This window comes from Burkholderia sp. BCC1998 (assembly GCF_905339875.1).
In the GTDB taxonomy this organism is placed as follows: domain Bacteria; phylum Pseudomonadota; class Gammaproteobacteria; order Burkholderiales; family Burkholderiaceae; genus Burkholderia.
Map to the genome: position 1 here is coordinate 377,103 of NZ_CAJPHE010000005.1, position 17,210 is coordinate 394,312.

Below are 17,210 nucleotides of genomic sequence, written 5' to 3' on the forward strand. Positions count from 1 at the left end.
CCCATCGCGATGCCGCCCATGAACGTCCTCGATCGCCAGAATGCCAAGCGCGCCGCCGCAGCCGGTGCGGCGGATCTCATCGCGGTCGTGTCCGATGCCGGCAGCGAAGACGTGATCCGCCGTGTCGCCCAGGACCTGTCGATCACGCGCGCCCACGTGCAGCCGGGCAACTGCGACGACGCGATCCGGCTGCTGCAGCAGCACGAGCGCTCGCCGCGCCAGCTGATCGTCGACGTGTCGGATTCGGTGCTGCCGGTGTCCGACCTGATGCGGCTCGCCGACGTGTGCGATCCGTCCGTGAGGGTGGTTGCGATCGGCACGCAGAACGACGTCGGGCTGTTCCGCAACCTGCTCGGCATCGGTGTGCAGGACTACATCGTGAAGCCGCTGACCGTCGAGTTGATGCGGCGCGCGTTGACCGCGACGGAATCGGTCGTGCAGGTGCGCACCGGCAAGATCGTCAGCTTCGTCGGCGCGCGCGGCGGCGTCGGCACGACGACGGTCGCGGTGAGTCTCGCGCGCTGCCTGGCGGGCGAGAAGCGCCGCCGCGTGGCATACGTCGACCTGAACCTGCACGGCGGCGGCGCGAACTCGCGGCTCGGGCTGTCGAGCAACAACGGGCTGATCGAACTGCTGAACATGGAACAGCGTCCCGACGACGCGTTGTTCGACCGCATGTTCGTCACGAAGGGCGACCGCCTGCACGTGCTCTCGGCCGAACTGGCGTACGGCGACGACGCGCCGCTGCGCGACGATGCGATCGCGTCACTCGTCGAGATGCTGAAGGACCGCTTCCATTACGTGCTGTTCGACGTGGGCAACCGCGCCGGCAAACTGTTCGAGGATGCGCTGACGGTGTCCGATCTCGTCTATATCGTCGCGGATCGCTCGGTGCATGCCGCGTACGAAGCCGCCCGGCTTGCGCGCTTCGTGAGGGAGCTGCCCGGCGAGCGGCTGCTGTCGATGATGCTGAACAACCCGCTCGAGCCGGTCAAGGGGCGCGTCGCACAGGCCGACTTCGAGGACGCATTCGGCGGCGTGCGGCTGCGCGAGCTGCCGCACGAGCCGCAGACGCTCGCGGTCGCCGAGAACCTCGGCGAGCCGATCGAAGGCACGAAACGCCGCGGCTTCCTGGACGAGATCCGGTTGCTCGCGAACGGCATCACCGGCGAATCGATGGCCGTCGCGCAGCCGTGGTACGCGCGCTTCGTGAAATGGAGGAAAGGATCGTGACGTTCGGTACCCGCAAACGGCCGACGCCTGCGCCCGGGCCTGCGGCTACTCCTGCCGCGCCGCGCGACGACGCGACGGCACCGGTCCCGACAGCGAGCCAGGCGCCCGCGTCCGCGCGCGGGCTTGCGGTGGCCGATACCCACGAGGCGCTGATTCGTTCCGGCAAGTTCGACGCGATTCGCACCGCGGTGTTCTCGTCGATGAACATGTCGGCGGCGCTGATGAAGACGCGCGACGAAGTGCGCGCGGGCATCGAGCAGGTGGCCGCGCACACGGTCGAGCGCGAGCGCCTGAAGATCACGGCGGGCGAGCAGGTGCTGATCGTCGACGCGATCCTGAACGACATGTTCGGCGTCGGGCCGATCGAGCCGCTGCTCGCCGACGACACCGTCTCCGACATCCTCGTGAACGGCCCCGACCAGGTGTACGTCGAGCGCGCGGGCCGGCTCGAACTCACGCCGCTGAAGTTTCGCGACAACGCGCACGTGACGAGCGTCGCGCAGCGCATCGCGGCCGCGGTCGGGCGCCGCGTCGACGAGAGCAGCCCGATGGTCGACGCGCGGCTTGCCGACGGCAGCCGCGTGAACGTGGTGCTGCCGCCGATCGCGATGCGCGGCGCGTCGATCTCGATCCGCAAGTTCGCGAAGCGCGACATCACGCTCGCGCGGATGGCGCATCAGGGCAACATCTCGCACGGGATGCTGCAGGTGCTGAAGATCGCGTGCGCGTGCCGGCTGAACATCGTGATCTCGGGCGGCACCGGGTCGGGCAAGACGACGCTGCTCAACGCGCTGTCGCAACACATCGAGGAGCACGAACGGATCGTGACGATCGAGGATGCGGCCGAGCTGCAACTGCTGCAGCCGCACGTCGTCAGTCTCGAGACGCGGCCGGAGAATACGGAAGGGCTCGGCGGGATCTCGCAGCGCGACCTCGTGCGCAACGCGCTGCGGATGCGGCCCGACCGCATCATCCTCGGCGAAATCCGCGGCGCGGAGGCGTTCGACGTGCTGCAGGCGATGAATACCGGGCACGACGGCTCGATGACGACGATCCATGCGAACTCGCCGCGCGACGCGATCAGCCGGCTCGAAAGCATGGTGATGATGGCGAACGCGAACCTGCAGCTGCTGTCGATCCGGCGCCAGATCGCGAGCGCCGTGCACCTGTTCGTGCAGGTCGAGCGGATGCGCGACGGCGTGCGCCGGGTGACCCGGATCACCGAGATCGTCGGAATGGAAGGCGAGGTGGTGATCACGCAGGACCTGTTCGCGTTCCGCCAGGAGGGCGACACGACGCGGGACGTGGTGAAAGGCGTGTTCGAGGCGTCGTCGCTGCGGCCGGCGTTCGCGCCGCGCGCCGCGTACTACGGCGTCGAGGACGCGCTCTCCGAGGTCTTCCGGCAATGAGCGCCGCGGATCTGCTCGGGCTCGGCGCCTTCGTCGTGATCCTCGCGGCGGGCCTCGCGCTGTCCGCGTGGCTGGACCGTGCGCGCCACACGCCGGAGCAGCGCATTCGCGAGCGGATGCGGCACCTTGCGCCGTCGCTGGCGGGTCGGGAAGCCGGTGCGGCCGCTGCACCCGGCATCGCGCTGTTCAACCTGCCGCGGCGGCAAAGCCGCGCGCGCGCGTGGCTGCAGCGCTACGTGACGCGCGTGCGCGCGGTTGGCGGCGAACGCGGGATGCGGATCGTCGTCGCCGGCACGATCGCCGGCGCGATTGCCGCGATCGTGGTGGTGCAACTCGTCGCGTTGCCGCACGCACTCCATCCGCTGATCTACGTCGGGCTGCCGCTGGTGGCGATGCGCGCCAGCTATCGCGCGCTGGTCGAGCGGTTCCGGCTGCGTTTTCTCGAAGCGTTCCCGGACGCGATCGACCTGATCGTGCGGGCGGTGCGCGCGGGCATTCCGGTCACGCAGGCGATCAGCACGGTGGGCGACAGCGCGGCGGAGCCGGTGCGCTCGACCTTTCGCTCGATGGGCGACAGCCTGCGCGTCGGCGCGGATCTGAAGGACGTGCTGACGCACGCGGCAGACCGGCTGATGATCGCGGATTTCTCGTTCTTCACCGTCTACCTGCTGCTGCAGCGCGAGACCGGCGGCAGCCTCGGCGAGACGCTCGACGAGTTGTCGAGCATCATCCGCACGCGCCGCGACATCCGCCTGAAAACGCGCGCGTTGACCGCCGAGGGGCGGATCACGACGAAGATCATTTCGGCGGTGCCGTTCGTGATGATCGGCGCGCTGTTCCTCGTGAACCGCGCGTACGTGATGCTGCTGTTCGACACGCATGCCGGACGCGTGATGCTGACGATCGCCGCGGTGCTGCTGACGATCGGACTGCTGACGATTCACAAGATCTCGAAACTGGATACCGCGCGATGACGATGTCGATGCTGGCCGCCCGCGGCCTCGAACTGTTGCTGCTGCTCGCGTGCGTCGCGGCGGCGCTCGCGACGCCCGGCGGCGGCACGCGCCGGCGGATCGCGGAGCGCGTGCAGCAGGCGGCCGGGCAACGTCCGCTGTCGCTGGTGGCGGGGCGGCTGCAGCCGGGCGAGGTACGTCAGGACCTGACGCGGCGGCTCGCGCAACTCGGCGAGCGGTTGCCCGTGCTCGACCCGATGCAGCGTGTGAAGCTCGGGCTGCAGCTGACGCGCGCGGGCTTTCGCGAGCGGCGTGCGGTGTCGTCGATGATCGGCATCAAGCTGAGCTGCGGCGTGCTGCTCGCGGGCGTCGCGATCGTGTTCAGCCCGTACATTCCGCGCTTCGGCGAATACGTCGTGATCCGGGCGCTGGCGATGGTCGCCGCGTTCGTGATCGGCGTGATCGTGCCGGAATACGTGCTCGGCGCAATGATCCGGCGGCGCCGGCGGATCATCGCCGCGTGCTTTCCGGACGCCCTCGACCTGCTGGTGATCTGCACGATGGCCGGCAACAGCCTCGTATCGGGCGTGCGGCGCGTCGCGCGCGAACTCGAGCGCATCTGCCCGCCGCTCGCCGACGAGCTGACGGTATGCGCGGACGAGCTGACGCTGAGCGGCAACGTATCCGAAGCGCTCACGCATTTCGCGACGCGCGTCGACTTTGCGTCGGCGCGCTCGCTTGCCACGACGCTCACGCAATCGCAGCGCTTCGGCACGCCGATCACGCAGGCGCTGCGAACGCTGTCGCGCAGCGAGCGCACCGAGCAGATCGTCGCGCTCGAGGAGCAGGCCGCGAAGCTCGCGCCGAAGATCACGCTGCCGATGATGCTGTTCATCCTGCCGACGGTCGGCCTGATCGCGGCGGGCCCGGCGGCGATTCGCCTGCTCGAGGTATTCAAATGACACGATCCGTGATCCGTGCGTTCGCATTCGCGGCGGTGTTGCCGGTGCTGGCCGGCGGCTGCGCGCCCGGCATCCAGACGCGGCCGGCGTTGTCGCACAAGAGCGACGACCCGCAGGCCGAACTGCGCATTGCCGACAGCGCGCTCGCCGGCGGCAACGTCGATCTCGCGTCGACGCTGTACGAGAAGGTGCTCGCCCGGCATCCCGATTCGCTCCCGGCGCGCCTCGGGCTGGGCGACGTCAGCTACCGCGCGGGCGATCTGGAGCGCGCGCGGATTCTCTACGAGCAGGCACGACAGCAGGCACCCGCGGAACCCGGGCCGCAGGTCGGGCTCGCGCGCGTCGCGTTGCGGCAGCGCCGGCTCGACGAGGCCGCCCAGCGCTACCGCGAGCTGCTGGCCGCGCAGCCGAACCTGCCGCTCGCGGCGGAAGGGCTCGGTACGGTGCTCGACCTGCAGGGCCGCCATGAAGACGCGCAGGCCGTATACCGCGATGCGCTGCGCGCGCATCCGGATGCGCAGGGCTTGCGCGTCGACCTCGGGCTGTCGCTCGTGCTGAGCAACCGGCCGCGCGAAGGCGTGAACGTGCTGCTCGACGTGGCCGGGTTGCCCGATGCGCCGTGGCAGGCGCGCCAGAACCTCGCGTTCGCGTATGGCGTGCTCGGCAACACCGATTCGGCGAAGAAGCTGTTGTCGGCGGATCTGCCCGCATCGGCGGTGGCCGACAATCTGCGCGTCTACGAGGCAGTGCGCGCGCAGCTTGCGGCGCGCCCGGCGCGCGCCGCCGCACGACCGTCGACGGGGGCCGCGCTCGACCCGCACGCGCTGCCGCCCGCCGCGGGGGCGGCAAGATGACACGCCAGGCGATGGGCGTCCGTCACGCGCGCGGCGTCGTATCCCTCGAGTTCGTGCTGATGCTGCCGTTCCTGCTGATGGTGCTGATCGGCATCATCGACACGAGCCTGCTGCTGTGCGACAAGGCCGTCATCACGAACGCGAGCCGCGAGGCCGCGCGCGCGGGCGTCGTGCTGCGCGTGCCGATGCTGACCCCGACACAGATCGCCAACGTCGCGTCGACCTACACGCAGAACAGCCTCATCACCGGCGGCACCGCGACGACGCCGACCATCACCGTGACGCAGGCGAACGGCACGACGGCCGGCACCGCGCTGACGGTCACGGTGACCTACACGTATTCGGGGCTGGTGCTGGGGTCGGCATTCAGCGCGCTGACCGGCCCGGTGACGATCTCGGCCAGCTCGGTGATGCTCTATGAATGACGCAGCCGGCACGCCATGCATCGGCGCCACGCGCGAGCGCGGCTCCGTCGCGCTGTTCTTCCTGCTGTTCCTGATTCCGCTGCTGTCGTTCGGCGCGCTGGCGATCGACATCGCGTGGGTGGCCACGGTGCGCAACCAGTTGCAGAACGCCGCCGACGCGGCCGCGCTCGCGGCGGCCGACGCGATGATGTCGCCGACGGGCGGTGCGCTGAACTGGTCGCAGGCCGCGCCGGCGGCGAACGGCGTGATCGCGCAGAATGCGGCGGCAGGCGCGCCGCTCGCGACCGGCACGGTGACGACCGGGTACTGGAACGTGACGCGCAACCCCGCATCGATGCAGCCGACGACCATCACGCCCGGCCAATACGACGTGCCGGCGGTTCAGGTGACCGTGTCGCGCGCGCCGGGCGTGAACGGCGGCTCGATTCCGCTGCTGCTCGGCGGGCTGCTCGGCATTCCGGGCGCGTCCGGCAGCGCGACCGCGATCGCGGTGCTCGCCGCGCCCGGCGGGGTGGCGGCGGGCGGGCTCTTTCCGGTCGCGATCGACCAGTGCGTGTACAACCAGTACTGGAACACGCTGACCAACCAGCCGCTGATCAATCCGCTGACCAACCTGCCGTACGAATTCTCGATCACGAACGGCCAGACCTACGGCACGCTGTGCATGGGCGGCCAGTGGACGTCGTTCCAGTCGACCGCGAGCGACACGACGACGATGGGCGGCCTGATGGTGACCGGCAACCCGACGACGCTCAATATCGGCGACAGCATCTATCTCGCGACCGGCGTGAAGGCGACGCTCTACACGTCGGTGCCGGTCGGCACGACGGTCGTGCTGCCGGTCGTCACGCAGACGGCAAGCAGCACCTACGTGCCGATCGTCGCGTTCGCGGCGTTCCGTATCGACGTGTCGCTCGGCGGCACGTACAAGTACATCCAGGGGCACTTCGTCGCCGGCGTGAAGATGACCGGCGTCGCGACGGGCGTCGGGCCGTACTACGGGCTGTACGTGCCGCCGCGGCTCGCGTTGTGAGTGTCGTGCCGCGCGCGGCGCAGCAGCACGAGCAGCGCGAAGAGCGTCACGGCCGGGCCGATCTGCGGCAGCAGCAGCCACGGGTTCAGGTATTCGGCGACCGGCAGCGCCCACATCAGCGCGATCGCGGCCTGTTCGCCGCGCAGCCAGCCGTCGCGCCAGCCGATCGACAGCATGCAGGCGATCGCGATGGCGAGCCACGCAAGTTCGTAGTGCCACACGTACGGGTTCGCCACGAGCGTCGCGACCGCCAGCACGGCGGCGCGCACGCGGGTATCGCGCGATTGCGTCCATGCGATGCACGCGGCGGCGATCGCGATTGCCGCGATACACGCTTGCGCGGCATAGGCGGCGCCGAGCGGCACGCCCGCAAGCCGGAACGCCGCGAACGGCGTCGGCGACGCGAGCCAGAACACGACACCGTGTTCGAGGACGATCGATCGCGCGAGTCCGGTGCTGGCGACGAACAGGCGCAGCGACTCGATGCCGCAAATCAGGACGCTCAGCGCGACGAACGTGCCGGTGGCGAGCGCGGCCCATGCGATCGTGCGCCATGCGCGCACGGCGACCAGCACGAACGGGAACAGCAGCGCCATCTGCGGCTTGACCGACAGCAGGCCGATGCAGAGCCCCGCCCAGATCGGACGCCGATCGGCCCAGTGGACGGCCAGCGCCGCGCACGACGCGGTCAGGAACGCGTTTTGCCCGAGCGTCGCTGTGACGAACACGCAAGGCGCGGCGGCCAGCGCGAGCGGGCCGACGCGCGATGCGCCCGGAATCGTGCCGAGACGCGAAACGCGCCACGCGACGAGGCCGAGCACGACGACGCCGATCGCGACGAACACCGGGTAACCGAGCGCGAAGGGCAGTAACGCCAGCGGTGTCACGAGCAGCAGATAGGTGGGCGGGTACAGCCACGGGGCGAAGACGTCGCGGCGAAGGTGCGTGAACAGCCCGGTCGTCAGCCGCGAGAAGGTTGAGAAGTCGTACGCCTGCGCCGGCGAGCCGTGCAGCATCACGTACGAGGCCGACCAGAATACCGAGAAGTCGGCACCGGGGCGTGCCCCGATGCTTCCGGATCCGTGACGAACGACGGTCGTCCAGATCGTGATGAACAGTGCGTCGAGCACGAGCATCAGCACGCTGTACACGACGACGCGCCGCGGCGTGAGCCACGCGCGCACGGGCCGCTCCGCCGAGCGTATCGATTGGTGGGGAATGTCCAATTGGCGCGGTCCGGTTCTACTTGAACGACGCTTTGCGGGCGGCGGCGCCGGCGACTGCCGGCATCGCCGCCCGGCGGCGGGCCGCGGGCGTGCGCTTCAGCGGAAACTGCAGCAGCTTCGATGCCGGCTGGGCGGCGGCATCGCGCTCGGCTCGGTAGCGCCGCCTCACGAGATAGACGGGGCGCTGCTTGGACTCGTGATAGATCCGCCCGAGGTATTCGCCGATCACGCCGATACCGATCAGCTGGATACCGCCGACGAACAGCACGACGGAAATCAGCGACGGGTAGCCGTGCACCGGATTGCCGTACAGCAGCGTGCGCACCACGATGAAGGCGCCATACGCGAGCGACAGCATCGCGAACGTGAGACCGACGTAGGTCCACACGCGCAGCGGCACGGTGCTGAAGCTCGTGATGCCCTCGAGCGCGAAGTTCCAGCGTCGCCATCCGGAGAACTTCGAGCGGCCGCCGCTGCGCGGCGCACGCGTGTATTCGACGATAGCGGTGCGAAAGCCGACCCACGCGAACAGCCCCTTCATGAACCGCCGCCGCTCCGGCAGCGCGCGCAGCGCTTCGACGACCTCGCGATCCATCAGGCGGAAATCGCCGACGTTTTCCGGCATTTCGACTTCGGACAGCGCATTGTGCACGCGATAGTAGAGCGCCGCCGCCGCGCGCTGCAGGTACGGGTCGCACATGCGGTCGGTGCGTTTCGCGGCGACGACTTCGGCACCGGCGCGCCAGTGTTCGATCATCGCGGGAATCAGGGCGGGAGGGTCCTGCAGGTCGGCGTCGATCAGGATCACCGCGGCGCCGGCGGCCTCGTCGAGGCCCGCGGTGAGCGCCGCTTCCTTGCCGAAGCGGCGTGTGAGATCCACGACGTGTACGCGCGCGTCGCGGGTGGCGATCGCGACCAGCCGGTCGAGCGTGCGATCGCGGCTGCCGTCGTTGATGCAGACGATCTCGAAGCGGACCCCGGCGATCGACTCGAGAACGGGCAGCGTTTCCGCAAAGAACGCGTCGATCGTGTCTTCTTCGTCATGAAACGGCACGACGAGCGATATCAGCGGTTTCCTGGCGTGCGTGGACATGCTGCGGTCTCCCGAGAGATCCGGCCTGCGCTGCACCGTATGGTTCCGGTTGTCGTCCGCCGAACGGGCCCGGCCCGGTTCGGCGTGAATGCGGTTCCGGGATGCGTGCCCACCGCCGCCCGGACGATACGTGTTGCGTTCATTGTACGCAGGAATCGCCGATTCGTAACACGTATCGGCGGTTTTGCACGACGGGCGCGCTTGCCGGGCAACGCACCGGTCGCGGCGTGGCCGGCGCATCGCGCGCGGCAGCGCTAGGATGGCGTTTTCACGACCGCGGGAGGGCGCGATGCAGGTTCACGATCTGGTCGGTGCGCCGCTCGATTTCTGGGTGGCGATGGCGGAAGCACTCGGCGCGCCGCGCGTCGACGCCGCGGGATGCACGGTCCTGCGCGAACCGGGCGGCACGCCGGTGCCGTACGCGCCGTCGTCGTCGTGGGTAGACGGCGGGCCGCTCGTCGAGCGTTTGCCGTTCGGCGCGTTCGAGCGCGACGGCGGGCACGGTGCGTGGCGCGCGGTGCTGCATCGGGCAGTGCCGGCGGCCGGCGAGCGTTGCACGTTCAACCAGTCGGGCCCGACGCTGCTGCTCGCCGCGATGCGCACGCTGGTTGCGTCGACGTTCGGCGACGACGTGCCGGATCTCGACATGGCGAAGCCGCGTTGAACGTCCGCACAGGCGACGACGTGCAGCCGGTTACGCGGCCGGCAGGTTGCGCACCGCGATCGACGCGACGTCGACGCGCTTCGGCAGGATCGCGTCCGCGGCCGCGCGATCGGCGACGCGCTGCAGCACGTCGATGTCCGCGTCGGTGACGCCGCGCTGCGCGAGCGCCGCCCGGCGCGCGATGTCGGCGGCCGCCTCGCGCGGCAGGCGCGTGAGCGACGCATAGACGGTCGCGTAATCGGCGGGATGCCCGAGCGCCCACTGGCCGGCTCGGGTGAGCCGCGCGAGCACGTCCGACAGCGCCGCGCGCTTCGCGCGATCGTCGAGCGTGTCGACCGGCGACGTGAGGAACGCGAGCCCGGAATTGATCCCGCTGCCGTCGCGCACGATGCGCGCACCGCGCCGGACCACGTTGCCGTAATACGGATCGAAGGTCGCCCAGATACCGATCTGCTTCGCCTCAAATGCGGCGAACGCGTCGACCGGCAGCACGAAGCGCACGTCGACGTCGCCCGGCGCGAGGCCGTGTTCGCGCAGCGCGCCGTAGAGCTGGTATTGCGAGATGCTGCCGCGCGCCGACGACACGACGACCGTGCGCCCCTTCAGGTCGGCGACGGTGCGCACCGGCGAATCGGGCTGCACGACGATGCCGAGCGACGTCGGCGAGCCGACGCGCGTGGCCACGATCCGCAGCGCCGGATCGCCGAGCGCGGCCGTCAACACCGGCAGGTCGCCGGCCGGCGCGAGGTCGATCGCACCCGCGCGCTGTGCTTCGAACAGCGGCGCGGCGCCCTGGAAATTCGCCCAGCGAAACCGGTACGGCACGCCGTCGAGCACGCGCGCGGCTTCGGCCAGCGCGCGCAGGCCGCCGGCCTGGTCGCCGAGCACCAGCGTCACGTTGGACAGGTCGGGGCCGGCCGCGCGGACGGGCCGTGCGGCGGCGCCGGCAAGCGGTGCGGCGGCCAGGGCGGCCACGCGCAGCAGTGCGCGGCGGCGGGCCGGGGCGGAGGGCGAAGTCATCGGCGGCAGGTCCTCGGTGATCCGCGCGAGAGGCCGCGCGGCTGCCGGGCAGATTACGGAATCGGTTTCGCGCCGGCAAACATCGAATCGCGAAATGCTTATTCGCGCGTCCGTTATCGGCGGGACAGGCGCTAGCCCGCGGCAGGGACGGCGCGCAGGAACGCGCGTACCGCGGGCGCCTTCTCGAAGCGCCGGTGCGCGAGCGCGAGTTCGGACATGATCGGCTTGCCGGCGATCGGCCGGTACACGACGCCCGGCAACGACACGCAGCCGGCGAGCGCGTCCGGGATCACGGCGACCCAGCCGTTCACCGATACGCACGCGAGCACCGCGAGCAACCCGCCCGGCCGCGCGGCGATCACCGGCGCGAAGCGGCCGCGGCGCGCGACTTCGAGCGTGCCGCGCTCCTGTTCCGGCACGGCGAAGCGCGCGTCGGCGAGATCGGCGGCACGCACGGTGGTCATCGCCGCGTAACGCGAATCGGCCGGCACCGCCGCGACGAATACGTCGCGCTGCAGCGTGACGATCCGCAGCCCGCCCGGCAGCGGCAAAGGCGGGCGCACGTACGCGAGGTCGAGCCGGCCCGCGTCGAGTTGTTTCGCGACGTCGTCCATCGGTACCTCGCGCAGGTTCAGCTCGATGCGCGGATGCGCGGCGCGGAACGCGCCGACCGTGCGCTGCAGCGTGCCCGAATAGACGGCCGACGACACGTAGCCGATCTCGATCCGGCCGAGTTCGCCGCGTTCGGCGAGCGTCGCGAGTTCGCGGCCGCGCTGCAGATGCTCGACCGCCGCGCGCGCCTCGGCGAGAAACGCAATGCCTGCCGCCGTCAGCGAAACCTCCCGGCGCGAGCGCTGGAACAGCCGCACGCCGAGCAGCCGCTCGGCCTCCTGGATCCGCCGCGTGAGCGCGGGCGGCGCCATGTCGAGCGCGTCGGCCGCGCGCGCGAAATGCAGGTGCTGCGCAACGCTCAGGAACGCGCGCACGTGACGGAATTCGAGCGGATTCATGATTGCAATTTTCGTTAATGAAACTGCATCGGTATGTCAATGACGGGTAATACCGGGAAAGCCTAGCATACGGCTCGTTCCTCTCGTTCCGGAGCCGTCGATGTCCCAGTCTTCTCCCGCCCCGCGCGCAGGCGCGCCTGCCGTCGCGCGCACGGGCACCCGCCTGCCGGCCGCCGCGACGCTCGCGGTCGCGTCGGCGACATGCTCGTTGATCGTCCTCGACACGAACGTCGTCGCCGTGTCGCTGCCGAGCATCGCGCGCGGCTTCCATGCGAGCTTCGCCGACATCGAATGGGTCGTGAGCGCCTACATGACCGCGTTCGCCGCATGCCTGCTGCCGGCCGGCGGGCTGGCGGACCGCTTCGGGCGCAAACGCATGCTCGGCGCGGGGCTCGCGCTCTTTTCGCTCGCGTCGCTCGGGTGCGGGATCGCGCCGTCGGCCGGCTGGCTGATCGCCGCGCGCGCGGCAAAGGGCGGCGGGGCCGCGCTGTTGCTGACGGCCGCGCTTGCGGTGATCGCGAACCGCTTTCCGGACGGACGCGAACGGGCGCGTGCATGGGCGATCTGGGGGATGTGCATGGGGATCGCGACGGCCGTCGCGCCGCTGGTCGGCGGCGCGATCACGCAGTGGATCGGCTGGCGCTGGGTGTTCCTGCTGAACCTGCCGGTGTGCGCGCTGCTCGCGGCCGGCGCGCGCGTCGCGATCGACGAGTCGCGCGATCCGCACGCGAAACGGGTGGATGCCGCCGGCAGCCTGCTGTTCGGCGCGGCGCTCGCCGGTGCGATCGCGGCGCTGATCGGCGCGCCGTCGCATGGCTGGCTGTCGACCGCGACGCTCGGCCGGTTCGCGCTGGCCGCCGCGCTGCTGGCCGCGTTCATCGGTGCGGAGCGCTGGCAGGCGCGGCCCATGATCGATCTGACGTTGTTCCGCCAGCCGCGCTTCGTCGGCGCCGTGCTCGCGATGTTCGGCTATGCGGCGTGCGCGCAGGTGATGATGACGTTCCTGCCGCTGTACCTGCAGAACGCGTTCGGGATGTCCGCGATCGACGCGGGGCTCGGGATGCTGCCGTTCGCGTTCGCGATGATCGCAGGGCCGTCGCTCGGCGGCCTGCTCGCCGCGCGCGTATCGTCCGGCGGCGTGCTGGCGGGCGGGCTCGCCCTGATCGGCGCGGGCAATCTCGCGACCGCGGCGCTGACGGCCGGCGGCGACTACCGGCTCGTCGCGCTCGGCATGTTCGTGACCGGCTGCGGCGCGGGCATCATGAACGGCGACACGCAGAAGGCGATCATGGCGTGCGTGCCGCCGAGCCGTACCGGGATGGCGTCGGGCATCAGCACGACCACGCGCTTCTCGGCGATCGTGACGGCCGTCGGCGTGCTCGGCGCGGTGCTGGCCGCCAGCACGCACGCGCACCTCGACCGGCTGCTGTCCGCCACGCCGGGCATGCGCGCGTTCGTCGACGCGCCGTTCATGTCGAGCCTGCTGGCCGGCGATCTCGCGCAGGCGCTCGCGCACGTGCCGCCGTCGGCCGCGCGCACGCTTGCCGATGCGGCACCCGCGGCCTTCGCGAGCGGATTCGCCGCGGCGCTGACGGTCAGCGGCGTGCTCGCGCTTGCCGTCGCCGTCATCGCATACAAGTTGCTTGCGCAACCGATGCGCGACGCGTGATGCGTGCGGCGGGCGTTCATGCCCCGCTCATTGCACGCGACGATACGGAGCCGCCGGGCTTGCGCGTTCAGGTTTCACGCAGCGTGTTCAGGATGTCGTCGGCGATCGATTCAGCGCGACTTCGTCGCCTTCGTCGCGACGCGATGAACGCGCGCCGCACGCGCGACACGCGGCCGTTGCGATGCACCGCAATGCGTCGCCTGCCGGCGGCGCGTGCGTCGGGTCGGTTCCGGCGGGGCATCGGCGATCGGCACATTCGCCCGCGCATCCGCATCCGCATTCGCGGCAACCGCCGCGACGGCCGGCTGCGCGGCCTCCGCGTCGAGCCAGCCGCGCGTCGCCTCCGCGATCAGCCCGCGCAGCCAGCGAACACCGTCGACGCAGGCGCCCGACTCATTCCACGTCATCCGGTACACGATCGCGGGCGGCTCGGCCGGCAGCGCCACCGCGCCGAGCGGCAGCAGCTTCGCGTAGTGGCGCGCGAGCCGGTACGTGGTGGTGAGGATCAGATCGGAGCGCACGAGCGCATGCGCGGCGAGTTCGAAGTGCGGCAGCGTGACGACGATCCGCCGCTGCAGGCCGACGCGTTCGAGCTGCCGGTCGATCGCGCCGGACGCTTCGAGCCATGACGGTGTCGGGCACAGCTGCGCGGCTCGCGCGAATTCGGCGGCCGTCATCGCGCCGCGCCGTGCGAGCGGATGCGTGGCGCGCATCAGGCATACGACGCGATCGTCGAACAGGTCGTCCTGCCGGAACCGCGACAGGCGGGCAGGGCGGTTGTCGATCACGACGTCGAGCTCGCCGTCGGCGAGCGCGCGTTCGTCGTCGTAGCCGTCGCCGAGCGGATGGAACACGAGCTGCGCGTTCGGCGCGCGTTCGCGGAACAACGCGACGAGCTTCGGCACGAACAGCACGTTCAGGTAGTCGGGGCAACCGATCCGGTAGGTGCGCACCGACGTGCGCGCATCGAAGGTCGGCTGCTGGATGCGGATGAAGTCGATCACGCGCAGCGCGTTGCGCAGTGGCTCGATCAGCCGCGCGCCGAACTCGGTCGGCACCATGCCGTAGCGGCTGCGCACCAGCAGCGGATCGCCGAGCAGCGTGCGCAGCCGCTTGAGAGCGGCGCTCGTCGCCGGCTGCGACATGTTCAGCCGCACGGCCGCGCGCGACACGGTGCGCTCGGTGAGCAGCACGAGCAGGATGCGCATCAGCCGCGCGTCCAGACCGTCGAGCGCACTCCTTGCGTCGGACGCATCGAGGGACAGGCCGTTCGGCGCCGGTGCGTCCCGCATGTCGCTACGCGTTCCCGCGGCCCGTCATTTGACGAAGGTGCCCGGCCAGCCGACGATCCGCTTCGGGCGCGGCGGCGCATAGGTGCGGACCTTCGACGTCTTCAGCTTCAGGCGCACCAGCGATTCCGCGAGCGCGACCGCGGCTGACACGCCGTCGACGACGGGCACGCCCGTGCATTCCTCGATCTGCCGGTCGAGGCCGGCCATCCCGCCGCAGCCGAGGCAGATCACTTCCGCGCGATCGTCCTTCACCGCGCGCGCGGCCTGGTCGACGATCGACTCGATCGCGCGGGCAGGGTTCTCCTCGAGCTCGAGCACCGCGAGACCGCTCGCGCGCACCGACGCGCAGCGCGCGTCGAGCCCCGCGAGCTTCAGGCGATCCTCGATCAGCGGCACCGTGCGGTCGAGCGTCGTGACGACCGAGTAGCGGTGGCCGAGCAGCATCGCGACGCTCGCGGCCGCTTCGGTGATGTCGACGACCGGCACCGTCAGCAGTTCCTGCAGCCCTTCGCGGCCGTGTTCGCCGTAGCCGGCCTGGATCACCGCGTCGTATGGCTCGTCGTAGCTCAACACGCGGTCCATCACGGCGATCGCCGCGAGGTAGCTCTCGAAATTGCCTTCGACCGATTCCGCGCCGAAGTGCGGCGTCAGCCCGACGATCTCCGTGCCCGGCGACGCGGCGGCGCGCGCCTGCGCGGCGATGGCGTCGGTGATCGACGCGGTCGTGTTGACGTTGACTACCAGGATTCTCATCGGTGCACTCCGTATGCTGCGTTCAGTGTCGGGCGCAGGCGACCGCGATGGGTTCGCCCGAGCGCTCGTCGTATTGCCGTTTGCGATCGGCCGTCAGCCAGTACACGCTGCCCGCGATGGCCGCGCCGAGCAGCCAGGAGAACGGCGTCATCGCGCTGAAGGCCGGCACGACGGCGAGCGTGATCGAGATCAGCGCGGACGGCACGAGCGCCGCGAGCGCCTTGCGGTTCACGCCGCGCGTGTAGAAATACGCGCCGCTCGGCGCTTCGGTATATAGGTCCGGCACGTTCACGCGCTGCTTGCGCACGAGCCAGTAGTCGACCGTGATGATCCCGTACAGCGGGCCGAGCAGCGCGCCGAGGCCGGACAGGAAGTAGACGATCACGATCGGGCTGTTGTACAGGTTCCACGGCAGGATCAGCACCGCGACCGTCGCGCTGATCAGGCCCGCGCGGCGGAACGTCAGGCGGTGCGGCGCGAGGCTCGTCAGCACGAAGGCCGGCGCGACGAAGTTCGCCATGATGTTGACCGCGACCGTCACGATCAGGAATGCGAGGCAACCGAGCACGAGGAACAGCTTGTTCGGCACCGTCGCGATGATTTCCGTCGGGCTGTGGATGATCTGGCCGTTCAGCTTGAATTGCGCGCCCGCGAGCACGAAGCTGATCGTCGCGAACACCAGGATGTTCACCGGCAGGCCCCAGAAGTTGCCGACCCGCACTGTCTTCGCGCTCGGCGACGCGCGCGCGAAATCGCAGAAGTTGAGCACCAGCGTGCCGTAGATCGCAAGCCACAGCGCGCCGCCCGCGAACACTTCGGTCCACATCTTCAGGCCGGTCATCGGCTTGCCGATCGACATCGCGAGATGGCCGCCGGTGCGGCTGAACATCCATGCGGCGAGCGACAGCGTCGTGACGAGGATGATCGGGCCGGCGAGCCCTTCGTATTTGCGGACCATCTCCATCCCGTAGGTGAGGATGCCGATCTGCACCAGCCAGATCGCGACGAACGTCACCCAGCCGAGCGTCGACAGCCCGCAGATCGCGTTCTGGTCGAACGCGACGAGGCCCGGCCAGATCGCGGTGAGCAGCACGCGCAGCACGACCGATGCGAGGTAGGTCTGGATGCCGAACCATGCGATCGCGATCACCGCGCGGATCATCGCGGGCAACAGCGCGCCGTAGATGCCGAAGCTCATTCGGCTGATCACCGGGAACGGCACGCCGGTTTTCTGGCCCATGTAGCCGGTGAGGTTCATGAAGCCGTACACCAGCACCGCGCCGATCGCGAGCGACGCGAGCATCTGCCAGCCCGACAGGCCGAGCGCGAACAGCCCGATCGCGAACGAGTAGTTCGCGATGTTGTGCACGTCGTTGGTCCACAGCGCGAAGATGCTGTAGCGGCCCCAGGTGCGGCCCTCCGCCTTGGTCGGCGCGAGGTCGGGGTTGTGCAGCCGGGGGCTCAGCGCGGGGTCGCGCGTGGCCGTATCGGTTCGCTGCAATGCGTCGTGCGCGCCGAGCACGATGCCCGCACGGTGGGTGGCTTCCAGTTGCACGCTCGTCTCCTTCCATGTGCGGGGCGCGAACCGGCAGCGTGTGCACGCAGCGCAGGCCC

General features: G+C 70.2%; 16 protein-coding genes. 9 read left to right on the forward strand and 7 right to left on the reverse strand.

Annotated features, from left to right (window positions below):
- Positions 1-9: 9 nt before the first annotated feature.
- From U5A56_RS12510 to U5A56_RS12540, 7 genes are read left to right on the forward strand one after another with little or no spacing between them, the layout of a single operon-like run.
- Positions 10-1,233 (forward strand): AAA family ATPase, encoded by a 1,224-nt coding sequence (locus U5A56_RS12510; protein WP_321809841.1) that lies wholly within the window; start codon positions 10-12, stop codon positions 1,231-1,233.
- Complete coding sequence (locus U5A56_RS12515) at positions 1,230-2,642, forward strand: CpaF family protein (RefSeq protein ID WP_321809842.1); 1,413 nt, start codon at positions 1,230-1,232, stop codon at positions 2,640-2,642. Before U5A56_RS12510 ends, U5A56_RS12515 begins: the two co-directional genes overlap by 4 nt.
- Positions 2,639-3,616 (forward strand): type II secretion system F family protein, encoded by a 978-nt coding sequence (locus U5A56_RS12520; RefSeq protein ID WP_044843872.1) that lies wholly within the window; start codon positions 2,639-2,641, stop codon positions 3,614-3,616. The genes U5A56_RS12515 and U5A56_RS12520 overlap by 4 nt, the downstream gene beginning before the upstream one ends.
- The gene (locus U5A56_RS12525) at positions 3,613-4,557 is read left to right on the forward strand and encodes a type II secretion system F family protein (RefSeq protein ID WP_124488402.1); all 945 of its coding nucleotides are present in this window, start codon (positions 3,613-3,615) and stop codon (positions 4,555-4,557) included. Before U5A56_RS12520 ends, U5A56_RS12525 begins: the two co-directional genes overlap by 4 nt.
- The gene (locus U5A56_RS12530) at positions 4,554-5,411 is read left to right on the forward strand and encodes a tetratricopeptide repeat protein (protein WP_321922604.1); all 858 of its coding nucleotides are present in this window, start codon (positions 4,554-4,556) and stop codon (positions 5,409-5,411) included. The genes U5A56_RS12525 and U5A56_RS12530 overlap by 4 nt, the downstream gene beginning before the upstream one ends.
- Positions 5,408-5,836, forward strand: coding sequence for a TadE/TadG family type IV pilus assembly protein (locus U5A56_RS12535; protein WP_044843875.1), 429 nt, complete (start codon positions 5,408-5,410; stop codon positions 5,834-5,836). The genes U5A56_RS12530 and U5A56_RS12535 overlap by 4 nt, the downstream gene beginning before the upstream one ends.
- On the forward strand, positions 5,829-6,869 hold the full coding sequence (locus U5A56_RS12540) for a TadG family pilus assembly protein (protein WP_124668360.1): 1,041 nt from the start codon (positions 5,829-5,831) through the stop codon (positions 6,867-6,869). The genes U5A56_RS12535 and U5A56_RS12540 overlap by 8 nt, the downstream gene beginning before the upstream one ends.
- Here U5A56_RS12540 and U5A56_RS12545 read toward each other — a convergent pair.
- Together U5A56_RS12545 and U5A56_RS12550 are read right to left on the reverse strand one after the other, a co-directional pair.
- On the reverse strand, positions 6,833-8,095 hold the full coding sequence (locus tag U5A56_RS12545) for a glycosyltransferase family 87 protein (protein ID WP_321922605.1): 1,263 nt from the start codon (positions 8,093-8,095) through the stop codon (positions 6,833-6,835). The genes U5A56_RS12540 and U5A56_RS12545 overlap by 37 nt on opposite strands.
- Positions 8,096-8,111: 16 nt before the next feature.
- Positions 8,112-9,188 carry a glycosyltransferase family 2 protein gene (locus U5A56_RS12550; RefSeq protein WP_321922606.1) on the reverse strand — a complete coding sequence of 359 codons (1,077 nt, stop codon included), beginning with the start codon at positions 9,186-9,188 and terminating at the stop codon, positions 8,112-8,114.
- A gap of 289 nt (positions 9,189-9,477) precedes the next feature.
- Between U5A56_RS12550 and U5A56_RS12555 the strand changes: the two genes are divergently transcribed.
- On the forward strand, positions 9,478-9,852 hold the full coding sequence (locus U5A56_RS12555; protein ID WP_321922607.1) for a phage protein NinX family protein: 375 nt from the start codon (positions 9,478-9,480) through the stop codon (positions 9,850-9,852).
- Between the two features lie 30 nt (positions 9,853-9,882).
- Here U5A56_RS12555 and U5A56_RS12560 read toward each other — a convergent pair whose 3' ends face one another.
- Together U5A56_RS12560 and U5A56_RS12565 are read right to left on the reverse strand one after the other, a co-directional pair.
- Positions 9,883-10,872, reverse strand: a complete 990-nt coding sequence (locus U5A56_RS12560) for an ABC transporter substrate-binding protein (protein WP_321922608.1) — start codon at positions 10,870-10,872, stop codon at positions 9,883-9,885.
- A 131-nt stretch (positions 10,873-11,003) separates the two neighbouring features.
- Complete coding sequence (locus U5A56_RS12565; RefSeq protein ID WP_321922609.1) at positions 11,004-11,882, reverse strand: LysR family transcriptional regulator; 879 nt, start codon at positions 11,880-11,882, stop codon at positions 11,004-11,006.
- A gap of 100 nt (positions 11,883-11,982) precedes the next feature.
- Here U5A56_RS12565 and U5A56_RS12570 point away from each other — a divergent pair, with 100 nt between their 5' ends.
- The gene (locus U5A56_RS12570; protein ID WP_321922610.1) at positions 11,983-13,551 is read left to right on the forward strand and encodes an MFS transporter; all 1,569 of its coding nucleotides are present in this window, start codon (positions 11,983-11,985) and stop codon (positions 13,549-13,551) included.
- A gap of 110 nt (positions 13,552-13,661) precedes the next feature.
- Here U5A56_RS12570 and U5A56_RS12575 read toward each other — a convergent pair whose 3' ends face one another.
- From U5A56_RS12575 to U5A56_RS12585, 3 genes are read right to left on the reverse strand one after another with little or no spacing between them, the layout of a single operon-like run.
- A complete protein-coding gene (locus tag U5A56_RS12575) occupies positions 13,662-14,843 on the reverse strand; it encodes a LysR family transcriptional regulator (protein ID WP_321922611.1) in 1,182 nt (393 codons plus the stop codon).
- 24 nt (positions 14,844-14,867) lie between these two features.
- Positions 14,868-15,596 carry an aspartate/glutamate racemase family protein gene (locus U5A56_RS12580; RefSeq protein WP_044843884.1) on the reverse strand — a complete coding sequence of 243 codons (729 nt, stop codon included), beginning with the start codon at positions 15,594-15,596 and terminating at the stop codon, positions 14,868-14,870.
- Positions 15,597-15,618: 22 nt separating this feature from the next.
- The gene (locus U5A56_RS12585; RefSeq protein WP_321922612.1) at positions 15,619-17,151 is read right to left on the reverse strand and encodes an NCS1 family nucleobase:cation symporter-1; all 1,533 of its coding nucleotides are present in this window, start codon (positions 17,149-17,151) and stop codon (positions 15,619-15,621) included.
- Positions 17,152-17,210 lie beyond the last annotated feature (59 nt).